This window comes from Pseudorhodobacter sp., assembly GCF_030452865.1.
In the GTDB taxonomy this organism is placed as follows: domain Bacteria; phylum Pseudomonadota; class Alphaproteobacteria; order Rhodobacterales; family Rhodobacteraceae; genus Pseudorhodobacter.
This window is the reverse complement of the sequence record NZ_JAKDLJ010000582.1, coordinates 1-1,610: the sequence shown is the minus strand read 5'-3', so window position 1 is coordinate 1,610 and position 1,610 is coordinate 1. Positions and strand designations below refer to the sequence as shown.

The 1,610-nt window shown below is 60.4% G+C and carries 5 protein-coding genes and 1 pseudogene; 1 reads left to right on the top strand and 5 read right to left on the bottom strand.

Annotated elements, in window-relative coordinates; genetic code table 11:
* Positions 1 to 286 (top strand): annotated as a pseudogene (locus tag L0H65_RS19675) (aminotransferase); the annotation flags it as partial.
* Positions 287 to 324: 38 nt separating this feature from the next.
* On the opposite strand, the gene L0H65_RS19670 reads toward L0H65_RS19675, so the two are convergent.
* From L0H65_RS19670 to L0H65_RS19650, 5 genes are all read right to left on the bottom strand, one after another.
* A complete protein-coding gene (locus tag L0H65_RS19670; RefSeq protein ID WP_301460871.1) occupies positions 325 to 534 on the bottom strand; it encodes a hypothetical protein in 210 nt (69 codons plus the stop codon).
* Positions 525 to 818 (bottom strand): hypothetical protein, encoded by a 294-nt coding sequence (locus L0H65_RS19665; protein ID WP_301460870.1) that lies wholly within the window; start codon positions 816 to 818, stop codon positions 525 to 527. Before L0H65_RS19665 ends, L0H65_RS19670 begins: the two co-directional genes overlap by 10 nt.
* A complete protein-coding gene (locus L0H65_RS19660) occupies positions 815 to 1,261 on the bottom strand; it encodes a GNAT family N-acetyltransferase (RefSeq protein WP_301460869.1) in 447 nt (148 codons plus the stop codon). The genes L0H65_RS19665 and L0H65_RS19660 overlap by 4 nt, the downstream gene beginning before the upstream one ends.
* A gap of 3 nt (positions 1,262 to 1,264) precedes the next feature.
* A complete protein-coding gene (locus L0H65_RS19655; protein ID WP_301460868.1) occupies positions 1,265 to 1,414 on the bottom strand; it encodes a 3-keto-5-aminohexanoate cleavage protein in 150 nt (49 codons plus the stop codon).
* A 4-nt stretch (positions 1,415 to 1,418) separates the two neighbouring features.
* On the bottom strand, positions 1,419 to 1,610 hold a 192-nt coding region (locus tag L0H65_RS19650), incomplete at its 5' end, for a hypothetical protein (RefSeq protein ID WP_301460867.1).

The window sequence follows — 1,610 nt, the reverse complement described above, 5'->3', positions numbered from 1 at the left end:
GGCGATCCTTGCGCAGAATCGCCGCCAAACCGCTGCCATCATCGACGCCGTTGACGATTTGGGCCTCCACCTGATCACGCCACGCGCCGAAGCCGCGCGCGGCGGGTCGGTGATGCTGCGATTGCCAGAGTCGCGGCCCGGCGCGCAGATGGTTGACGCATTGCGCAAAGACGGCATTTCCATTGACGGACGTGGCCAGATTCTGCGCGCCTCCCCCGGCGTTGTCACCTCTGACGAGGGCGTGTCGGCATTGATCGCGTCACTCGCGCGCCATACCGATCGGTGAAGACGTGCAGCGAAGCGCAATGTGATATTGGCAAGCAGTCATTTTCCAACGGCTGCCGTGTCTTCAATCCGGGTCGAAAGGGTTGTCAGACTGTCGCAAGGGTCTTTGCACCGATAGCCACCTTCCGGCACGAACAGGGTAGGCAGATCCAAGCCGGACATCGAGGCCCCAACCCTAGCGAAGCCTTTGGTCGCAACCGCGAACCCCTTGAACGGCTCGTCGTTGAATGAGTCGAATTCTAGTGCCACCACGTCCGCATCCGCACCAAAGCCGCTGATTTGTTTCCATGCCACGCCAACCCGGCAAGGAAACTTGCGTCATCGGTCCCCCGCGCCAAAGGCAAGTTGAGGCTACAGCCCAACACCGCGCGGGATAGGCGTGGATCGTCTGCGCCCGTACATCCTGCCGCATTGGCGCATGTCGGCAGACGGTCGATCCGTTCCTGTTGTACCGGATTGGACAAAATCGCGCCCTTCGCCATGAAATGCCTGGGCTGATACTTCCATTCGCGACCATCAAATATCGCTTTCATCGCCGTCCTTTCAGGTGATCGAGCGCCGCTCCGTGCAAAATCATGTTGGTTTCGTCTTGATGCGCAAAGCCGCAGCGGGTGTAAAACTCTTTTGCGCGCGCATTGCCTGTATAAACGGAGAGTTTCACAAATACCGGTTGCCATTCGCGCAACGCCGCCGCCAACAGTCGCGCCCCCAACCCTTGGCCCCGTCCGGCTTCGGCGATCCACAGGTCGGAGATATAAAGTCCCGTGCCGCCCCTTGTAGTGGAAAACAGCGGAGAGGCCAGCAGCGCGCCCATCGGCATCTGCCCCTCCATCGCCAAGAGCCCGCGCCAGTTCGGGGCGGCTGCGGTCAGCGCGTCAAGGCTGGCCGCATGGGTGTCGCCCAAATCATGCGAAAGCTGTGCAAGCAATTGATGCAACATCGGAATATCGGCAGTCGAAACGGTGTGGATCTGCATGGCTCAAATCATTGTCCGGTCCGCGTCGTTCAGCACCAGCATGACCCGCGCCTCGGCAGAGGTGGCGACTTCACGTCCCAACGCTTCCACGATACCACGGATTTTCACCCCCTGTTCAGCGTTCGATCGCATCCGCACCTCGCGTGAAATCATGAAACTATCCCTCCAACCCGACGCACACTTGGTCGCCCAGAATCGGCGACATGGTGATCAGCGGTGTCAGGTGGCGGCCAAGATAGCCCGGCGCGATCACCGCACTGCCCCGAGGTGGAAATATTAAGCACGGCACCAGAGGCTTGCTTGATGCGCGGCAAAAACGCCATGAAATGCCCTGGCGCTGAGGCTGCCC